The 19,690-nt window shown below is 37.7% G+C and carries 18 protein-coding genes; 9 read left to right on the forward strand and 9 right to left on the reverse strand.

All coding sequences use genetic code 11. The annotated features are described in order from the left end of the window. Window positions 1–491: 491 nt before the first annotated feature. From AC4CUY_RS20730 to tauA, 6 genes are all read right to left on the reverse strand, one after another. Window positions 492–2,615 carry an AAA family ATPase gene (locus tag AC4CUY_RS20730; RefSeq protein ID WP_490774632.1) on the reverse strand — a complete coding sequence of 708 codons (2,124 nt, stop codon included), beginning with the start codon at window positions 2,613–2,615 and terminating at the stop codon, window positions 492–494. 539 nt (window positions 2,616–3,154) lie between these two features. Then, a complete protein-coding gene (locus AC4CUY_RS20735; protein ID WP_490774633.1) occupies window positions 3,155–5,056 on the reverse strand; it encodes a 5'-nucleotidase C-terminal domain-containing protein in 1,902 nt (633 codons plus the stop codon). 297 nt (window positions 5,057–5,353) lie between these two features. Beyond that, entirely contained in the window at window positions 5,354–6,217 is an 864-nt protein-coding gene (gene tauD, locus AC4CUY_RS20740) for a taurine dioxygenase (protein WP_483770492.1), read from the reverse strand. An 83-nt stretch (window positions 6,218–6,300) separates the two neighbouring features. Continuing rightward, window positions 6,301–7,143 carry a taurine ABC transporter permease TauC gene (tauC, locus tag AC4CUY_RS20745; protein ID WP_336954590.1) on the reverse strand — a complete coding sequence of 281 codons (843 nt, stop codon included), beginning with the start codon at window positions 7,141–7,143 and terminating at the stop codon, window positions 6,301–6,303. Beyond that, window positions 7,143–7,967: a taurine ABC transporter ATP-binding subunit gene (gene tauB, locus AC4CUY_RS20750; RefSeq protein ID WP_419360979.1), complete on the reverse strand. Its 825-nt coding sequence runs from the start codon at window positions 7,965–7,967 to the stop codon at window positions 7,143–7,145. Before tauB ends, tauC begins: the two co-directional genes overlap by 1 nt. 18 nt (window positions 7,968–7,985) lie before the next feature. Then, entirely contained in the window at window positions 7,986–8,975 is a 990-nt protein-coding gene (gene tauA / locus AC4CUY_RS20755; RefSeq protein ID WP_490774634.1) for a taurine ABC transporter substrate-binding protein, read from the reverse strand. 362 nt (window positions 8,976–9,337) lie between these two features. On the opposite strand from tauA, the gene AC4CUY_RS20760 reads away from it, so the two are divergent. Then, window positions 9,338–10,345, forward strand: a complete 1,008-nt coding sequence (locus tag AC4CUY_RS20760; protein WP_490774635.1) for a putative solute-binding protein — start codon at window positions 9,338–9,340, stop codon at window positions 10,343–10,345. Window positions 10,346–10,420: 75 nt separating this feature from the next. Here AC4CUY_RS20760 and AC4CUY_RS20765 read toward each other — a convergent pair whose 3' ends face one another. After that, window positions 10,421–10,690, reverse strand: coding sequence for a hypothetical protein (locus AC4CUY_RS20765; RefSeq protein WP_244014501.1), 270 nt, complete (start codon window positions 10,688–10,690; stop codon window positions 10,421–10,423). 824 nt (window positions 10,691–11,514) lie between these two features. On the opposite strand from AC4CUY_RS20765, the gene grpE reads away from it, so the two are divergent. The 6 genes from grpE to AC4CUY_RS20795 all read left to right on the forward strand — a co-directional run bounded on the left by grpE (window position 11,515) and on the right by AC4CUY_RS20795 (window position 16,002). After that, window positions 11,515–12,054, forward strand: coding sequence for a nucleotide exchange factor GrpE (grpE, locus tag AC4CUY_RS20770; RefSeq protein WP_004719014.1), 540 nt, complete (start codon window positions 11,515–11,517; stop codon window positions 12,052–12,054). A 166-nt stretch (window positions 12,055–12,220) separates the two neighbouring features. Continuing rightward, the gene (gene dnaK / locus AC4CUY_RS20775; protein WP_336954595.1) at window positions 12,221–14,164 is read left to right on the forward strand and encodes a molecular chaperone DnaK; all 1,944 of its coding nucleotides are present in this window, start codon (window positions 12,221–12,223) and stop codon (window positions 14,162–14,164) included. An 89-nt stretch (window positions 14,165–14,253) separates the two neighbouring features. Continuing rightward, complete coding sequence (locus AC4CUY_RS20780; RefSeq protein WP_490774636.1) at window positions 14,254–14,616, forward strand: MerR family transcriptional regulator; 363 nt, start codon at window positions 14,254–14,256, stop codon at window positions 14,614–14,616. Window positions 14,617–14,665: 49 nt separating this feature from the next. After that, entirely contained in the window at window positions 14,666–14,962 is a 297-nt protein-coding gene (locus tag AC4CUY_RS20785) for a putative quinol monooxygenase (RefSeq protein WP_490774637.1), read from the forward strand. A 108-nt stretch (window positions 14,963–15,070) separates the two neighbouring features. Further along, window positions 15,071–15,487, forward strand: coding sequence for a hypothetical protein (locus tag AC4CUY_RS20790; RefSeq protein WP_419360974.1), 417 nt, complete (start codon window positions 15,071–15,073; stop codon window positions 15,485–15,487). A gap of 2 nt (window positions 15,488–15,489) precedes the next feature. Beyond that, window positions 15,490–16,002 carry a hypothetical protein gene (locus AC4CUY_RS20795; RefSeq protein WP_490774638.1) on the forward strand — a complete coding sequence of 171 codons (513 nt, stop codon included), beginning with the start codon at window positions 15,490–15,492 and terminating at the stop codon, window positions 16,000–16,002. A gap of 9 nt (window positions 16,003–16,011) precedes the next feature. Here AC4CUY_RS20795 and AC4CUY_RS20800 read toward each other — a convergent pair whose 3' ends face one another. Further along, the gene (locus AC4CUY_RS20800; RefSeq protein WP_419819805.1) at window positions 16,012–16,527 is read right to left on the reverse strand and encodes a hypothetical protein; all 516 of its coding nucleotides are present in this window, start codon (window positions 16,525–16,527) and stop codon (window positions 16,012–16,014) included. A gap of 236 nt (window positions 16,528–16,763) precedes the next feature. Between AC4CUY_RS20800 and AC4CUY_RS20805 the strand changes: the two genes are divergently transcribed. Then, the gene (locus tag AC4CUY_RS20805) at window positions 16,764–17,684 is read left to right on the forward strand and encodes a matrixin family metalloprotease (protein ID WP_336954601.1); all 921 of its coding nucleotides are present in this window, start codon (window positions 16,764–16,766) and stop codon (window positions 17,682–17,684) included. Between the two features lie 111 nt (window positions 17,685–17,795). Further along, the gene (locus AC4CUY_RS20810; protein WP_490774639.1) at window positions 17,796–18,179 is read left to right on the forward strand and encodes a hypothetical protein; all 384 of its coding nucleotides are present in this window, start codon (window positions 17,796–17,798) and stop codon (window positions 18,177–18,179) included. A gap of 51 nt (window positions 18,180–18,230) precedes the next feature. On the opposite strand, the gene AC4CUY_RS20815 is transcribed toward AC4CUY_RS20810, so the two are convergent. Further along, on the reverse strand, window positions 18,231–19,520 hold the full coding sequence (locus tag AC4CUY_RS20815) for a lytic murein transglycosylase (protein ID WP_490774640.1): 1,290 nt from the start codon (window positions 19,518–19,520) through the stop codon (window positions 18,231–18,233). Window positions 19,521–19,690 lie beyond the last annotated feature (170 nt).

Genomic DNA, 19,690 nt, shown 5'->3' on the forward strand with positions numbered 1-19,690 from the left:
GATAATATTTCGATCAATCAATCAGTAAAAATCCACACAAGTTGTTCTTCATATTCTCTTAATGATCTTCTCAATGCTTCGTCAGCATCAAGCTAGGTCGGCTATACTACTCTCTATCTCTAAAAAGTCAATCTATAATGTTAATTATTTTTTCTAACAAACCCAACCCTAACCTCATCTTAAAATCTCAATTCGAAATCTTAACAACTTAATCAAGTGCCTGATTTATCAGAAGTTTTATTTAACATCACCGCCGATGGATGTGCATTCTACAGCATTCCATTCCCAACACAACCCCTTTTTTTAAACTTTTTTATCGGATGTGCGTTTTTTCCTCAAAATCAGCATTTTTTTATACTTTTTATCTATTTTTTAAGCATTTTTCATTAGTTTTTTCATATTAAAGTTATTTTTATGCTTTGTTTTCCACTCTCGAATCACAAAATCTGAGCTTTATTCACCTAAATCAGGATTCAAAAAGAAAAACCGCATCAATTTGATGCGGTAAATCCTATACTTTGTGCACTTTTATATTTTGCAGTCATTTCATCTGTTAAATGCTGCAGAATAGAATCCACATTTTCAAAAGGATGAAAACAGGACTGTCGTACAATCACAGAGAAGTCTCCGACACTTAAACGATCTAAAGATTGCAGTTTTACTTTTATATCGGCTTCATGAACAACAAGTTTGAGCTGTATACAGATATTTTCCAGTAAAGCCAAACGCTGTGCATAATTTAAAAAATCAAAATGTATTTTAAAATCGAAACGGCGTAATGCAGCTTGATCAAGTTCATCAAAACGATTGGTTGTCGCCACTACGACGCCATTAAAGCTTTCGAGTTGAACCAAAAACTCATTTACTTGCGAAACTTCCCAAGAGCGGGTTGCTTGACGGCGGTCTTGTAATAAGCCATCTACTTCGTCCAACAACAAAATTGCCTGTAAGTCTTCGGCTTCTTGAAACGCTTTAGCAAGGTTTTGTTCTGTTTCACCCACCCAAGCAGAAATTAAGTCTGAACCACGCTTAATCAGTAAAGGTCTATTGATAGTTTCAGATAACCATCGTGCAAATGCAGTTTTACCTGTTCCAGATGCTCCGTATAAACATAAACGGCCAAAACCATGTTGCAGGATACCAGATGCGATCTCCGCAAGATTCTGCTTACAATTGATATAGTTCAGATCATAGAACTTGGGCAAAGCATTACTATCTTGCAATTTAATGCTTTGATGACCCTGTGCTTTTAAGGTATTGGACACCAATTTGGTCATGCTTTCCTGAACCACTAAATGCTCATTGTGCATTTGAGCCGCTTTGGCAACACGATAACTACGGCGTAAAATTGCTGGAGATAATTGCTCAACATTGGCCAAGGCTTCCTGATACAAAGGATTAAGTTCTTGACCACAATGTTGTTCGATAAAGCTTCTGCGTTGCTTTTTAGGTGGCACTTTAATTTCAAGCACCATATCAAAACGGCGTATAAACGCAGGATCGAGCTGATCAGAATTAGACACCCAAATCGTTGGTGTACGATTTTGCTCTAAAATACGATTGACCCAAGCCTTACGACTTTGTGCAGTGCTTTTCATCCCCACGCCATTTTCGGTGTCATTAAATACATCCTCAACTTCATCAAACAGCAATAAAGCAGATTGACTGTCGAAAATGCACTGCGCTGCACGATACGCACATAAACGGCCTGTGGCTGAAATTGCATCACCATCTTCATCTTCACAGGAGATTTCAAAAAGTTGCACCGCCATTTCATCTGCAAGGGTCTTACACAGTTGTGTCTTTCCTGTGCCTGAAGTGCCATAAAGGAAGATATTTACCCCCTGTTGCTTACTCATTTTGACTTGCTTTAAGTAAGCTAGGAGTAAAGTCAATTCAGTGTGTAAATGAGGATAATCCTCTAAGGTTAATTCAGCAGGCTGACTTTTATTAATGGTTCCAACAAACAGATCCATCACATCATTAGTTTTCACCAATAACTTATCAGCCAATTGGTTTGACACCAGATTCAATTTCCCACGTAAATAATTACGATAGTGTTGTTGAACACTGATTAAGCCACTGCGATGTAAACGCCCTTGTACAGACAAAGCCTGCCGAATTGCTTCATAAGGTAAATCTAAAACCACAGCCAAAGCACGTATGGTTTTAGACGCAGTCAATTCACCGATGGTATCCGCAATATCATCTAGAAGTTGTTCACTGTTTAACATCACGATAAAGCCTAAAATCGTGCTTTCAACAGCATTTAAATCCAGTAATTGCTGTATTAACTTTAGGTTATATTGCAATTCAGCATTGAACTGAAAATTATCTAATAAATTTTGCTGTTGGCTATTTTTATGCAAATGGTTAAGTTCCTGATAAGCAGCTTGCTCATCGAACTTATCTGCAAGTAATGCTTCAGAAAAACCTAACTTTTTTGCAATCCATTGATGACTAAAGCAATGATCAGAAATAAATTCTTTTGCACCACCTAACTCGACCAAAAATCGAAAAGCCCAAAGTTTTACAATCGGAGAAATTTCAGCAAAATCCGCTACGTCAACCTGATGCATATTTTGTGCAAAAGGTTGATTAATATATTCGTTCATATATTCACTTTTTTCTTTTCATGACTAAGGCTAAACTTTTTTCAATTTGCATTTTCTGCAAGCAAAGTCATCCCTCAGAACATGTATATTCTTTAAAATAAGGTTTATTTTCGTTTAATTTAAACGATTAAAAATGTATAGGGTCTATTTAAAGCCCAAAATGAGAAATACGTTAAACAACATGATTTTTCTCCCGAATATTGAATTTAACAGCTGATTCAAATCACATTTTAAGCACCCTGCTTAAAATGATGGGTTCAATCAAGATATTATGGTTATCCTGCAACCAGTGAGTGGTTGTAAACAATCTTGTCAAAAGGCAACGTTACAAGATCAAATTGAGGCAAGTAAAAAGAAAATTGAGGTTGTCTTTGTGATTATTTAAGCCATCGTGGCTAAATTTTGGCTCATTTTAAAGTTAAGGATAGATTTTTGCAATTATTTATTACGCATTCATCACGAACATAGGATTTTGTCAGTTTCCACTAACGCCCCAACAAAAAACCCGCCGAAGCGGGATTTTGATTGTCTGTTTCAGTTTATTTTGCTTTATCGATAAATAGCTGGGTACTGTATTCAGCCGTTGCTAATTTATTAATTTTCTTTTGACCTGTCTGACCAGCCAAACCTTGGGCATATTTAAGGAAAGCCTCCGCATAGTCTAAGCCAACATTCACACGGCGCTCACCAGTAATGGTTTTCAAGGTGGTATAGTAGTCACCACCATTCGCAAGAAAATCAATCGTGATCGCTTTGTAAATCTTATTGAGATCAAGATTTTCATATTGCCCAGATGCATTACGTACTTGTATTTGGTTAAGACGCTGGCCTTTGTCTTTAGTAAAGTCAACATTCCAACGCATACCACCAGTATATGGGTAGCTACCCGTATTATTCTGGGCAATCACACCATCTATTGCATCCTCTAAGGTGGCTTTAACTTCAGCACCCGTCAAATCTAAACGCAACAATGTATTCTTGAACGGTAAGACATTATAAATTTTACCAACTGTCACATCCCCTAAAGCAACATCTTCACGGACACCACCACCATTTTGGAATGAGATATCAGCGCCAAAGAAGGTCTTTCCTTGTTGTAAAAACGCTTCAGCAATAATTTGTTGAATATCTCCACCATGTTGATCGACGTGGGTATTCTTATTACAGATATCGCCGAGTGTTGAACGATTTACATCACGTTGTGTACCAGGGACTCGACGTGAACAGAGATTATCTGTGGCTTGACCTACGATTTCTTGAGCAAATTTTTTCTTTTGTTCCTGATACGGTTTTAAAACATCCAAGGTGTTTTGTAGTGGCATTACAACAGTAAATGGGGCCTGATCTGTTTTAAATTGCGTCAGAATTGCTTGTTTTTCAGTTTCGGTGACTGCTTTTGCGTCTTTGGCGGTACGGGTAAAGTTATTCCCAATGAGTACATGTGGTGTTCCACTACAGCTTTCGACATTCCCGTTTTTGTCAAACTTCACATTTAAATCGCCCACGATATAACTGTACTGCCAAGCTTGCGCGACGCAGACCAATTGACCATCTTTGTTTCTCAGCTGTGTTGGATAAGCACCTTCAGGTGTCATGCCATATTTTTTAAGACTGTCAGGGCCCAATAACGTATGTGAATCACCCCCAATAATCACATCAACATCGGTAAGTGATTTTGCCAGCTGTTGGTCTAAGTCATATCCCACATGGGTTTGAAGAATAATATTTTTAATACCTTGTGCTTTATATTGATTTATTTCTTTTTGTGCTGTTTCAATTTCATCTGCAAACAATGTATCAGCATTCGGTTGAGAAGAGTTTTTGGTTTTCTTGGCAACCGTTAAACCAATGATTGCAAATTTCACTCCCTCCTTTTCAAACACTTGTGACTTCAAAATGCGATTGGTTTTATACAACGGTGAAGATGCACCAAAACTGACATTGGCCGTTAAAATTTGGGTTTTGTCTTTACAAGAACTTTGATCCAAGAAACCAATAAATTTCTTTAATCCATCATCTTTAGAATCAAACTCATGGTTACCCGGCGTAAATGTATCAAAACAAACGGTATTCATTGCATCTGCGTCTGCTTTCCCATCCGTTAAGTTATAGTACAAATCGCCAGTGATCGCATCACCTGCATGTATTTTTAAAGCATTTTTCTTTTCTGCTGCAAGCTGGTTAATTAAGCTGGCAACACGTGCAAATCCACCGCTTGCAACACTAAACTCTTCATCCCCTGTCCCCACATTGCTTTTAAATTTAATGCTTTCTTCATCTAAATGTGAATGATGGTCATTAATATGCAAGATATTCAGTTCTAAAGCTTTTGCCTCAACTGGTTTTTCAGTATTTGAATGATCATTATCATCATTACAAGCAACCAACAGCGTAGACAGCACACTCAGCAAAATGATTTGCTTTTTATTATTAATCAACATGATATTTCCAACAAGCAATAAATATTTATGGCCTAGTATGTTGATCATTTGTTTAATTTTGATGAATAATTAAACATTATTGCTCAGCAACAAAGTTTCATCAGAGCTTGAATATTCAAATTATTTTGTGAACACCGACAAACACAGCATACCGATACTTTGAACAACAGCTCTCTTTATGATTTTTCTTTAATGTATTTTTTAAATATTGAAGTTTCAAAAAGTTGTATTCAAATTTAGTCATTTTAAAAATAAAAAACCAATCAAATTTGATTGGTTTTTACGACAAGTTAAATCTTAATCTGCTTGATAAAAAGGTTTATCACCCATCAAAGTGGCTCGATTCATAACACGGTGCTGAGGACGGTAATCATCAACAGCATAGTGGAAAGTACAACGATTATCCCAAAATGCCACATCATTGGCCTGCCACGACCAACGCACTACAAACTCTGGTTTCTGAATATGTTCAAACAACATTTTCAAAACAGCATCGCTTTCTTTGGCTTCGAGTTCATTGATTCGTGTGGTAAACCCTTCACTCACAAATAAAGCTTTACGACCTGTGACAGGATGAGTGCGAATCACAGGGTGGCTAATCGGAGGATGTTTTTTCTTAGCCTGTTCTAGCTTTTCTAATTCGGCAGGATCACCACCAAAACGATCTACTGGAAATGAACGTGCAATATCATGTGTTGCAGTTAAACCAGACAACATCGCTTGCATCGGTTTGGATAATGCTTCAAACGCCGCTGTTCCACTTGACCAAAGTGTATCTCCACCCCATGCAGGGACTTTTTTTGCACTTAAAATTGCGCCCATTGCTGGTGCTTCAAGAAAAGTCACATCGGTATGCCACAATGCATTATCCCGTAAATCATTTAATTCCGTATCTAAAACCATGATTTCTGGTTGTTCTGGAATATTGGGGTAAATTGGGTGGATGTGTAACTGACCAAATTGACGCGCCAAAGCTGCATGTTGCTGTGCAGTCATCGGCTGATTTCTGAAAAAGATCACCTGATGTTTCAATAAAGCTGCTTCAATCAAAACCTTTTGTTCAGGTGTTAAAGGCTGATTGAAATTCACACCTTCAATCAGCGCACCAATCGTTGGATTTAATGGGGTAACTTTAAAAATATTTGAAACAACAGCGTTCATTTCTTCCTCGATCATCTCACGATATATTAAAATGTTAAAACTAAATATGGCGATATGCTATAGAACAGTGTAGCGAAAATAACTTACTGAGATTGCTTATCCCAAGGGACTAATTTCCTTTGTAAACGACGTAAACCAATTTCCAAAATAAAGGCAATCACAGCAATAATTAAAATCCCCACAATCACCACATCTGTAGCCAAAAGCTGTGAAGAAGATTGCACCATAAAGCCTAAACCTTCAGAAGCTCCAACCAACTCTGCTGCCACCAAAGTCGACCATCCCACCCCAAGACCAATACGGATACCGGTTAAAATACTCGGTAAAGAACTTGGTAAAACCACATGTTTAATAATTTGCATTGGGCTTGCACCCAAAGACTGTGCAGCACGAATTTTAGCTTGATCGACTGAACGTACACCGGTTGCTGTTGCAATAACAATCGGTGCAAAAATTGCCAGATAAATCAGTAGCACCTTGGATAATTCACCAATACCACACCAAATTACAATCAAGGGTAAATACGCCAGCGGCGGAATCGGACGATAAAACTCAATGATGGGATCTAAAATACCCCGTACAACTTTATTACGACCAATCGCAATCCCAACTGGAATCGCAGTGATGACCGCAGCAATTAATGCCGTGCCAATACGACCCAAACTTGCACCAATATGACTCCACAAGCTAATACTCATATAGCCATTGCTGAACAAATCATTGAAACGCTGCAAAACGGCGGTTGGTGATGGTAAGAATAAAGCATCAATCCAGCCTAAAGTGGTGACCAGCCACCAAATTGCAATCAAAGTAATGATCGTGATACTACTAATCAAGGTAATATTGACTTCACGTGGAACCTTCACCACCACAGTCTGAGATTCAACTGTACGAGGGATCAATTTAGGGTCTAATTGTGCTGTCATTACTCCACCTTTTCCACTTGAGTTTGGTCACTCTGAGCAACATGGTATTGATCCTGATTATTTTGAATAAACACACAACTCAACACATGCTCTCGCATTTCAATAAACTTAGGATCTGATTTAATACTTCGTGCTGGCTCACCATGGGCATAGCGTTTAGCAAAATCCAACTCTAGCTTTTCCACAATTCGCCCAGGATTCGGTGCAAGAATAATTAGATCTGTTGCTAGAAAAACAGCTTCTTCGATGTCATGGGTAATTAAGAATGTGGGTTTGGACGTGCTCTTCCAAATATCTAATAATAAGCACTGCATTTGTTCACGAATAAAGGCATCCAAAGCACCAAAAGGCTCATCCATCAATAATATTTTAGGGTCAGAAGCCAAAGCACGTGCTAAACCAACCCGTTGACGTTGCCCGCCTGAAAGTTCCCAGATATGGCGTTGACCAAAGCCTTCTAAATTCACCAATTTGAGTAATGCTTGTGCACGGTTTTGACGTGTTTTTTTATCAAATCCTGCAAGCTCTAAACCAAAAGCAATATTGTCTTCTACATTTTGCCAAGGCAATAAAACATCATCTTGGAACACCACACCACGGTCTCGGCTGGGTGCAATGATTACTTCGCCATCCAGTTTTAATGTGCCTGCTTGTGGCTGAGTAAATCCAGCAATCAGATTTAATAAGGTTGTTTTACCACTGCCTGAAGCACCTAATGCAACCATCAGTTGCTCAGAGCCCAGTTGAAATGAAACATCTTTCAGTACCGGTTGTTCAGCACCCGGATACTGTGCTTGTACGTGTTCTACAGTCAATACAGCCATGATGAATACTTCCGATCTCTATTTCGATGTTTGAATAAAACGTGTGTTAATAAACTGTTGATAATTTGGAGAAGCTTTTCTCACCAGACCCTGTGCTTTTAAAAAGTTCACTGAATTGACAATATTCTGTGTGGTCCGCCCACCAAGGTATTGAGTGCTTAATTGCGCCTGACGTTCTGGATAGGCGGCACCAGCAAGAAGCGCTGGCACATCTTGAGCATCTACACCAGTAATTTTGGCAATTTTTTGCACTTCAGCCGAGTTGGCAGTCCAACGACTTTTATTCTGGTTATAGGATTGATAATAGTTCAGTGTCACTGTTGAAAACTTTGCTAAGACTTCAGGATGCTTCTGTGCAAAATCTTTACGTGCCACCCAAACTTCAAATGTAGGAGATCCCCATTGCCCAACCTGCCCTGCATCTGTGATGACCTTACCTGTTTTCTTAATATTGGCAAGTGCAGGTGACCAGACAAAAGCTGCATCTATATCGCCTCTGCGCCATGCTGCATTAATTTCAGCTGGTTTTAGGTTCAACAACCGTATTTGATTGGTTTTAATATTCCAATGCTGCAAAGCCCCCAATAAACTGTAATGGGAAGTCGAAGCAAATGGGGTGGCCACCTTTTTCCCAATTAAGTCCTGAGGACTATTAATTCCTGAGCCATTTCTCACTACTAAGGCTTCCGCACTTTTCAGATCGGTAGAAATTAAAAACACCTCTATAGGCAAATTATTGGCAACAGCTGCCCCCAAAGGACTTGAACCAATCAGTGCGATATCTACAGAACCTGAAGCCAATGCAGTTAAAACTTCTGCGCCACTATTAAATAAGCGCCAATCCAGTTTTTCCCCAATTACTTTGTCATACACACCGTCAGCCTGTGCAACTTTGGCAGGTTCTATGTTGGTTTGATAACCAATGACGATAGGGCGAGCATTTGCCAAACCACTATAGCTATATAAACTTATGGCTGAGCAAAGCAAAATCAGTTGCTGAAATTTCATGATCAATGTGTGGACTAGAATAAATAAAAATAGATGGGAATCAGCCTCATGGTACGGTTTTTTTGTATATTATTAAAAATACGTTTTTTAGATTTACTTATATGTTTTATTGATTAACAAAACTTGAAATCTATTTTATTTTTCTAGATCGATCAAAATTAACAAGATTTTAATTAGGCCACTAAACCCACACCAACAAACAAAACAATATCACAATAATATTTTATTAGGATAAATAAATCACATTAAGCAAGCCATTCAATGGTTTACTCATCGGAAATAGAGTAAAAACTCTATTTTTATTCAAATAATATTACTATATTTAGTATAAATAAAACGCGTTTTAAGTATAAGGATATAACATGAAAAAGGAATTTCTTGCCCTTAATACAATCGTATTATTAGGAATATCAAGCACCTCTCAAGCAAAACAAGAAATCTGTGTTTTTGATTTATTAGGGAAAGCTGGCGAATCCTATAAAATGATGGAAGAGTGGGCACTCGCTGCAAAAACATGGAATACCGATGTCCAGCTGATTGCTTACCAAAATGAAGAGCTTGCTGATAAAGATTTTAAAAATGGTAAATGTGATGCTGCCTATATCACCACAATGCGTGCACGCCAATACAATAAATTCGCAGGGTCTATTGACGCGCTGGGGGGGGTTCCAACCAATGCCATTGCACTCAAGGCGATTACCTTTGTTTTGGATAAGCGTAATGTAAAACGCTTAAAAACCAAGATAGACAATGAAGAAATAGAAATTGGTGGAATCGGTCAAATTGGCCCTGCATATATCTTTGTGAACGATCGAACCATTAATACTATTGAAAAAGGTAAAGGTAAGAAATTTGCGGTATTGGCGTATGACAAAGCACAGATTGCAATGGTTGAACGTGTCGGAGCAATTCCTGTTCCTTCGGATATTTCCAATTTTATTAAGAAGTTTAATACAGGTGAAGTACCAATGGTGGGTGCGCCAGCTTACGCCTTTAAACCTTTAGAAATGGAAAAAGGGCTTGGCTCTAAAGGTGCATTGATCAATTTTCCAGTGCTAAATGTCACTGCAGATTTGGTATTTAGATCTCAAAAATTCCCTGCTACTTTTGGCAATGATTCTAGAACGTGGTTTATCAAGCAACTTCCTCGTCAATTCAGTATGGTCAAACGTTTAGAAGAAGGCATTCCAGCTAAATATCGTTTGAATTTAAGTAAAGCAGATACTGAAAAATATCAAAAGCTTTTACGAGATGGACGTATGGATTTAACCCGACAAGGTATTTACGATCCGACCATGATGTCAGTGCTTAAACGGGCGCGATGTACTGTAGATCGAACCAACTTTGAATGTTCTTTGGCGGGTGAGTAACCTCTCATCAAAAGTTGTTGATAAAAATCAGGCAATGGAGGCATCCATAAATTGCCTGATTTTTTATTTTAAAATTTACTGAGCTGAAGGTTGTTCAACTAAACTTGGGTCATTGGTTGCTTGAGCAGGTTGTGATTGCTGAATCGTTGCATCTCCCTCAACAGCAGTACCTTGTTGAGTCGGATCTACAGTCGCAGTTTGTGCCGATTGCTGTTGATCTGCAGAACCCATTGGTGCTGATTGGGTTGTTTCAGGTGCTTGTGTTGTTTCACTTGATGTACACGCCGTACTCATAACCGCAACACCAGCCAATAGCATAAAAATAAGACCTGATTTTTTCATCATAAATTCCTTTATCACTCTATCAAAAAACGGCAACACAGGACTGCGTTGTCGTGCTGACTATGATTGCTATTTTTTCTGCAAACTTCGTTGAAGCTTGGTTAGACTTTTAAGGTGTTGCCGTATAAGTTATGCAAAGTTTATTAAATCAATGATTTATATTGACCGATTTTATTTTTCATTATACTTGTTTCATTTCACTAGATTTTTTGATGGGATTAAATGCGGTTAGGCAAAAGTCTACCTGATCAAAGATATACTTTTACCATAAAAGTTTCGGATTACTTACATTGTTAATGGCTTTTTACAAGACAAAAAAAAAGCTTATCCAAGAAGATTGGATAAGCGATGAAAACATTGTTCAAACTAAAAAAAGAAACTACAGCCATAGAATCTATGGAGCATGATAATTAAATTATTGCTTTTTCGCAAAACCTTATTTTCAATAAGTTTAATCGGTTTTACATGTAAATTAAGCATTTTAATCTGTTCATTCAATTTTAATTTTTGAATTTACTCATCATTTTTGAGCAATAGCTGCATCTATCATCAATAAAGTTAAATTTTTAATCTAAAAAAATAATCACTGATTTGATGATTATTCCAACAAAAATATCTTTAAAGTTTGAGATTTCTCCCTTAGATCAGCTTTTTTCACTGAATTTCATTAAATAATCTCTAAAACTGCTTGAATTTTAGCGGCTCGCCCACATTTCTTATTCATTAATGAATTAAACGATCATGGCAGTTCAAAAATGAACACAGTGCAAAACTGCTGCCGATAAGGACTGTACATGTTTAAGAACCCATTTAAACGGAGTAAATCAATGGCAACTGAGCAGAATCAAGAAGCCCAAGATATTCAAAACGAGCAAGCCGAACAGCAAACTCAGGCTGAAAATGAACAGGTTGAAGTTACCGTTGAAGCTTTACAGGCTCAAATTAGTCATCTTGAAGAGAGCTTAAAACTCGAAAAAGCACGTACTGCAAACGCGGTTTATGAAGCACAGAAAAGTGTAGAACGTATTCAACGTGATGCTGAAAAGCATAAAGACATCGTGTTAGAAAAGTTTGCGAAAGAATTATTAAACTCTGTCGACAACCTTGAGCGTGCCATCCTCGCAGGTGGCGATGAAGAAACACCTGTACTAGAAGGCGTAAAACTGACCTTGAAATCACTTCTCACCACTTTAGAAAAATTCGGTGTTGTTGAAGCAGACACAACCAATGGTTTCAACGCGGACTTACATCAAGCTGTCGGGATCGACCCAAATGCACAAGCCAACCAAATTGGCACAGTTTTGCAAAAAGGCTACACCTTAAATGGTCGACTACTTCGCCCTGCAATGGTGATGGTTGGTCAATAAAGGTAATAAATAGGAGCTTTTTAAAAATATTTTCATGAATTTTCACAAATCATGACTTGAAAATTTTTGAATGGCTCTCATATCGGATAACAAGAAAATCCCTTTTAACTCCCCTTTGTAAAAAGAGGACACAAGGGATTCAAAAGAATTTAGAGGAATTTGATTTATGGCTAAAATTATTGGTATTGACTTAGGTACAACGAATTCATGTGTTGCTGTACTTGAAGGCGATAAAGTTAAAGTAATTGAAAATGCTGAAGGTGCACGAACAACACCTTCTATCGTGGCATATAAAGATGGCGAAATTCTTGTGGGTCAATCTGCTAAACGTCAAGCAGTGACTAACCCTAAGAATACATTATTCGCAATCAAGCGTTTAATTGGTCGTAAGTATCAAGACCAAGCAGTACAAAAAGATATCGGTATTGCACCATTCAAAATCATCAAAGCTGATAATGGTGATGCTTGGGTTGAAGTAAACGACAAAAAACTTGCACCGCAACAGATCTCTGCAGAAATTTTGAAAAAAATGAAAAAAACTGCGGAAGATTATTTAGGTGAAACAGTAACAGAAGCTGTTATTACTGTTCCTGCTTACTTCAATGATGCACAACGTCAAGCAACAAAAGATGCTGGTCGTATTGCTGGTCTAGAAGTTAAACGTATCATTAACGAACCAACTGCTGCTGCACTTGCGTTCGGTATGGACAAAAAAGAAGGCGACCGTAAAGTTGCAGTATATGACTTAGGTGGTGGTACATTTGACGTATCAATCATTGAAATCGCTGACTTAGATGGCGACCAACAAATCGAAGTATTGTCAACCAATGGTGATACATTCCTTGGTGGTGAAGACTTTGATAATGCATTGATCGACTATTTAGTTGAAGAGTTCAAGAAAGAGCAAAACTTCAACTTGAAACAAGATCCACTTGCATTACAACGTTTAAAAGAAGCAGCTGAAAAAGCTAAAATTGAGCTTTCTTCATCTAATTCGACTGAAATTAACTTACCATACATCACTGCGGATGCAACTGGTCCTAAACACTTAGTGATGAATGTAACACGTGCCAAACTAGAAGGTTTAGTTGCTGATTTAGTTGCGCGTACAATTGAGCCTTGCCGTATCGCACTTAAAGATGCAGGTCTTTCGACTTCTGACATCTCTGACGTGATTTTGGTTGGTGGTCAATCACGTATGCCAATGGTTCAACAGAAAGTACAAGAGTTTTTCGGTAAAGAACCTCGTAAAGATGTGAACCCAGATGAAGCTGTTGCAATTGGTGCTGCAATTCAAGGTGCGGTATTGTCTGGTGACAAAACTGACGTACTTTTACTTGACGTAACACCATTAACACTTGGTATCGAAACCATGGGTGGCGTATTAACTGCAATTATTGAGAAAAACACTACGATTCCTGCGAAGAAATCTCAAGTATTCTCTACAGCAGCAGATAACCAACCAGCGGTAGATATTTCAGTTTACCAAGGTGAACGTAAAATGGCTCAACAAAACAAATTGTTGGGTAACTTCCAATTAGGCGACATTCCACCTGCACCACGTGGTGTGCCACAAATTGAAGTATCGTTCGACATCAATGCTGATGGTATCTTAAAAGTATCAGCAAAAGACAAGAGTACTGGTAAAGAACAATCGATCCAGATCAAAGCAAACTCTGGTTTGTCTGATGCTGAAATCGAAGCAATGATCAAAGATGCTGAAGCAAATGCTGAAGAAGATCGTAAGTTTGAAGAACTTGCAAAAGCACGTAACGAAGCTGATGCTTTAGTTGCTTCTGCAAACAAAGCTGTGAAAGATCTTGGCGAACAAGTTACTGCTGATGAAAAAACGGCAATTGAAGCAGCAGTTTCTGAGTTAGAAGTGACTGCAAAAGAAAATGATGTTGATGCGATTAAAGCAAAAACTGAAGCTTTACAAAACATCATTATGCCAATCACTCAACGTGCTTATGAAGCAGCTCAAGGTCAAGGCGGCGCTGAAGGCTTCGATCCTAACCAATTCGGTGGTGATGCAGGCCAACAACAGCAAAAAGCTGATGATGGCGTTGTAGATGCTGAATTCACTGAAGTTAAAGATGACAAAAAATAATTTGTCACTTTAATCTTAGAAAACCGCTCAAGAGATTGAGCGGTTTTTTTATATGATCTATTTTTATCCGTAAAGCTATGGAGTCACTTTTGTTTATCTCTGATATCTCTAAAAAAACTGGACTCTCTATCCATACCCTTCGTTATTATGAACAAATAGGCTTACTGAAAAATATCCATCGTAATCAATCTGGGCGACGTGTACATACCAAACTTGATCTAGAATGGCTTGAATGGGTAAAACGCTTAAAATCAACAGGCATGCCTTTAGAAAAAATGCAAGATTTTGCCCAATTTCGACTACAAGGAGAGCAAACCTTAAAACAAAGACAAGCGCTTCTTATTGCGCATTCTGCTCAATTAAAACAAGAAATTCAAAGACTCAAGCAAGAACAAAGTATAGTCGACTATAAAATTGAAATATATGCACAAAAAATGCTTGAGCTAGAGTGAACTCGAGCAGTTAATATTTTTGACTCACGATTTGAGTTAGGAGTAGACAATGTTAAGTTCAGGTTTTTACATCACCGCAGAATTAAAAATTAAAGATAAAAACAGAATATTAGAAACCCGTGAAGCCTTACAAGCATTATGTGAGCTCACTCTTCAACAAGAACCTGAATGCACCTTATTTCAACTGCATCAATGTCAAGAAGAACCAACCCGTTTACTACTTTGGGAGCGCTTCGACTCGGAACAGTCTTACAACGCCCATTTTAAACAGCCCTATACACAACACTATCTTTCCAAAGATTTAACCGAAGTGGTGCAACATTTCGTCAGTGATATTGTGCTATAAAAAAGCTCGAAAAATCACTCTAGTCATCGAGTGGTTTTTCTTATTGATCAATTGCCAATCTTCACTAAATCTTTTATCTTAATTATCACAATAATAATGAGTCAAACGATGAAAAACTCTCCTGCTGTATCCAATACTGTGTATTACAGCTTGATCATAGCGCAATTTATATTGCCTATCATTGCAGCAGTCATCGATATATACAGTACTGAACCCGAGTTAGAACTTCTGGATAAAACGCTTTACCAAGACCCGCAAGCTTGGGAATTGGGGGTTATGTCAGTTGCAGGCTTAATCATCCTCATCATCACATTTGGTTTATGTTTAAAAAAAGAATGGGCAAGAAAGGCTTATCTCTATACATTTTTCCCAATATTTCTGATTTATTTTATGCCCTTTATGCATTGGATTTATATGACCAGTTATGCAGCGATTTTTAACGATCTGGCCTTTGTTTGTTCTGGAATTTTATTGATGATTTTAGTGACTCCATCACTCTATCAACCTATTTTTATACACGATTAATCATGTATAAAACGCTTGCTATCAGCATTGGCTTATATCTCTTTTTAGAGATTCTATGTCATGGTTTTGCATTTTTTGCAGGGAAAATAGTGAGTAAAGCGGATAAACAAAAGCTTAATCATCCTTTGCACCTTGAATTTACACGGCAAACTTTTTATCGCACCATGTTACTGGTCAGCATTGTATTGATGAGCCATTTTTATACTGAAATTGCCTATTTTGAACAGAATGCTTGGATTCGTTTGACATTAAGTATCAGCATTATTTTACTCATTCTATTTATACTCTGGTGGCTAAATGCTTTTATTCTGCACCAAGTGGTTTTAAAGCAACAACAATCCGTCTCTCCAGTATTTAAACAGAAAATCAGCTATATCATGCTGCATCCTTTACAATTCAAAGCCTTATATATCAGCCCTGGCTATTTAAAAAGATCTGTTTGGATGAATCGATTACTCAGCGTTTTTGCTTTTATTCTCTTATTTATTGATATCCAAGTCCTGTTTAACGCTTAAATAAACAGATTATGTGAATGAACCTTCCATCGCGATGCCCAAACTCAGTGCGATGATGGTAAATAATCCTTTCATCAACAAAAGTAATCCTGCAAATATGCAAATGATCATGATGATTCTTTGCTTTTTGCTCAGGCTTTCACGTATCTGTAAATTGTATAGACTGTCAGCTTGTTTTTGCATGGATAAATGATCGGTGATGGTCTGAGAAATCTTATCTTCGATTGGGTTTAATGACGAACCATCGAGTACCTCTAAACAATAGTGTCCAACATCCAACTCACAATAAAACATCAGCATTGAAGCACGAGAAAACCCATTTTTACTTGCTCTTGCAGTACTTGGTGATAGCTTCACAATCTGCTGAAGATCTGTATTGGTGATTTGTGGATGAATCAATAGCATAGGTGCAAGTTTAAATAATGGACCCTCTTGCCAAATTGCATAGCCGCCCTTTTTGCTGATTTTAAAATTTTTAATTTTTTGATTTAAGACTAAGTCCAGCACTAAACGTGATCGAAACATAAGAAATAGGCTGTAGAAAGCCCTTATCAAACAAGCGATACCAAGGATTAGAGAAATCCAGCCTAAAATCAGCGTTCCATTCATATTGTTGTTTTCCACCTAAAGCAGCTTGTTAAAAACATCATTAATTGAAATCAATATTTATAATGATCACGCAAGCTTTACTTGCTTAAGCATTTGCGATTGTTATATTTTCAGATAAATTATCCACAACAACAATTATTTTTAAATCAATCATGCGTTTTTGGATTCTACTCTGTGTAATTGCCTTTACTGCTTATTTTGCGATACAACGCATGATGTATCCGCAATTAAATCATAATTCTGCCATTGATCGTATCACGCATCCTTTAGATACCCGTTTACGTTATCGTATTGGCGAAGTAGATCCGCGTTTTCATGTCAGTAAACAGCAAGTACAAAATTTGGCACAACAAGCCACAGATATTTGGCATTTAGGAACCATGAAAAGTCTCTTTGTTTATGATGATCAGGCCAAACTGACGATTAACTTAATTTATGACGAACGCCAAGCGGAATCTAGTGCCAGAAACCAAGAGTTGCGTATTTTGCAGAATACCCAACAATATACCCAAGGCCAAAAGCAAAAAATTCAGCAACTTCATGCTGAGTTGGATCGTACCAATGATAAATTGGACCTCCAAAAAACCAATTATCAACGTAAAGTTGACCAGTATAATCAGCTGGTCAATACTCTTAATCAATCCCATCAAAATTTAGATGCCTCAGCAAGATTTCAGCTAGATCAGCAGAAAAATCAACTGATCATCGAGCAGAACCAACTCAAACAACAGTTAGATATTTATAATCAAAAAGTCTATGAATTAAATCACCAAGTTGAACAACTCAACACAGTCAATCAACAATACAATCAATCTGTGGATCACTTTAATAGTCGTTTCCAACCGCGCCAATTTGATAAAGGCGTATTCGATGGTAAAACCATTAATATCTATGAATTTGCATCAGACGAAGATTTACGTGTCACGATTGCACATGAGCTGGGGCATGCTTTGGGCTTAGCGCACAATAATGATCCTAAAGCACTCATGTACCCAATGATGAAAGAACAAGATTTGAAAAATTTTAGATTAACCACAGCGGATTTAGCCATGCTAAACTCAAGACAACGATAAGCAAAATTTAGCGATGATTATCAATTTTAAATCCATAATTTATTTATGTATTTAAATCAGTTTTATGCAAAATCATGTTATTGTGAACCCCTGAAGCAATAAATTGAGGAGATGACTGTGAGCTATTATCATATTATTTTAGAAGTAAATGATCATATCAGCACGATTGAGCAAACTCGTGATATTGAAATTTTTGATATTACTGAACTTCAACCTTATCTCCATTCCATTCTGCTGCCTTATTTCAACGAACAAATCATTGAACTTGAAGACGACAATATCGAGTTTAAAGATGTTTTACACCTTGAAATTAAACAGACCTTATTGCCGATTCAGCATTTAATTGAAGAAGAACAAAAACAGTTACCTAGCGATACCGATGTAACCATTACAGCCTATGAAATCTTTAATGATCGTGATCATACGCAGGATGTTACTGCCGTCATTTTAGATGTCCTAGAAGCGGTCAAAATTGACCCTTTCGCAATTGAATAATCCACATAAAAAAGGTCTGCTTATGCAGACCTTTTAAGTGAGATCAAACGTTTATTTCATCATATTCTTTGCAGCTTCATTTCTAAAAGCTTTTAAAATCTGTTGCCCTGCTCGACCTGTTGGACTCAATCCTAACTTCACTTGCTCTTGCTGAATAGCCTGACGCGTTTTATCGCCAATCAAGCCATCTGCATCGCCAATCGCATAGCCTTTTTTCAATAAGTAATTTTGAATTTCTCGGCGTTCTGTACGCGATGTTCCTGCATCGTCAGTTGGCCATGCTGTTTGAAAACTGCCCTTGCCTTGTAAACGATCAGACAGATGCGCAATTGCCAGTGCATAACTTTCCGCAGCATTGTACGAATAAATTGCATCAAAGTTTTTAAACACCAAGAATGCTGGACCATTTGCACCCGCAGGCATCATTAAACCGGCCTGAGCGCCTTCGGATAAATTGCCTTGAATGATTGGAGTACCGTCAACACGAGTAAAACCACGATTTACCCAAGTGCTCAACGATTTTTTATTACGACGACTTTCACCACCTACAGAGGCGCCAGCTGGAATTTTTACTTCAAAGCCCCATGGCATTCCGGTTTGCCAGCCACGTTTTTTCAAAAAGTTTGCTGTTGATGCCAAAGCATCCGAAGTACTTGAAACCAAGTCACGTCGACCATCACCATCAAAATCTACAGCCAATTCTTCATACGTTGAAGGCATAAATTGAGTATGACCAAATGCCCCTGCCCATGAACCTTTTAACTGTTCTTCGCGTAAATCACCTCGTTGTAAAATACGCATTGTGGCAAAGAATTCACCTCGGAAATAACCTTGTCGACGCCCTTCACAACTTAAAGTTCCCAACGCTTGTAATAAAGGATATTTTCCTGAAATGTCACCAAAATTACTTTCCACGCCCCAAACAGCAACAACCGTTTCTGCTGGAACGCCGTAAGCTGCTGAGACACGGTTTAAAACTTCACGATGCTGAGCCAGCATTTGACGGCCTTTTTCTACCCGCTCTTCATCGACCAAACCTGAAAGATAATCCCAAATCGGTGTTGAAAACTCAGGCTGATAATCCAGTTTGCTGATGACCGAATAATCAGGTGTTAGATTTTGCGTATAACGATCAAAGGTTGTGCCACCAACACCTGAACTGATTGCTTGCGAACGTAAATTTGCAATACAGCTTTGAAAATTAGAACTGGGTGTATAGCTTGTATTCGGTGTTGTTGTGATTGGTGAGCCAGATACAGCCTGACCGTTAATGATTAATTCAGCATTGGCATGCGATGCTGCCAACAAAACAGATCCACAAATCAAAATTAAATGACGCATAATATCCACAAAATGGTTTTAAATTTAAATTATGTGAATACCATAGCAGTCTGTGAATAAAATGACAGATGTAAAAACGTAAATTTTGAATTCATTTTTTGATTTTAAATTCATAATACACAGTTCACTGTTTTGGATTTAAATATAGTTACCCACACCCCAGCAAACTG

Source organism: Acinetobacter sp. 778_lipA (assembly GCF_058242985.1).